Source organism: Bartonella sp. AA18HLJMS (assembly GCF_042197245.1).
Lineage (GTDB): Bacteria > Pseudomonadota > Alphaproteobacteria > Rhizobiales > Rhizobiaceae > Bartonella.
Map to the genome: position 1 here is coordinate 1 of NZ_JBHIRP010000099.1, position 522 is coordinate 522.

Sequence of the window (522 nt, forward strand, 5' to 3'; positions counted from 1 at the left end):
TTTCAGTTTTACAAGTTTTGAGCACAATCTTTAAATTATGCTTGTGTTATCGGTTTTTATAACCAGTGATGATAAATTGAGATGACAGACATAATGTTGCCATAAATCTATTGTATAGTTAGTAAGGCTCTTTAAGTTGAGCAGCTAAAGCGCAATAGCGATGTGTAATGGTGCTATCCATTGTCTTTGTAATGGGATTCATCAACATATTGTCTATCTTAGTGAATATGCCTTTGGTTACTATTGCCATTTAGATGCTCCGCTCTTCATCGTGTCTTAATTGTTATTTTGTTGTTGTTCAGCTTCTCTTTTAGCGCGTTCTCTTGCTTCTCGTTTAGCTCTCATTTTTTCAATCCAAGCGTCTTGTTCAGCTTTCAATTTTTCCATTGATTTGCGATTTTCTTCGTCAATTTTACGACTTCTTTCTGCTGCTTTTGCTTCATACTCTTTCTGAAGTTCTAAAAATGCTAACCGCATGTTTTCACAATTTTTTGAAGTTCCTGCAAATCCACATTTCGCATC

1 protein-coding gene and 1 pseudogene are annotated in these 522 nt (G+C 35.1%); both read right to left on the reverse strand.

Features of this window, described 5'->3' with window-relative positions:
* Positions 1-118: 118 nt before the first annotated feature.
* Complete coding sequence (locus ACFINW_RS10160) at positions 119-250, reverse strand: hypothetical protein (protein WP_375621768.1); 132 nt, start codon at positions 248-250, stop codon at positions 119-121.
* Between the two features lie 26 nt (positions 251-276).
* Positions 277-522 (reverse strand): annotated as a pseudogene (locus ACFINW_RS10165) (hypothetical protein); the annotation flags it as partial.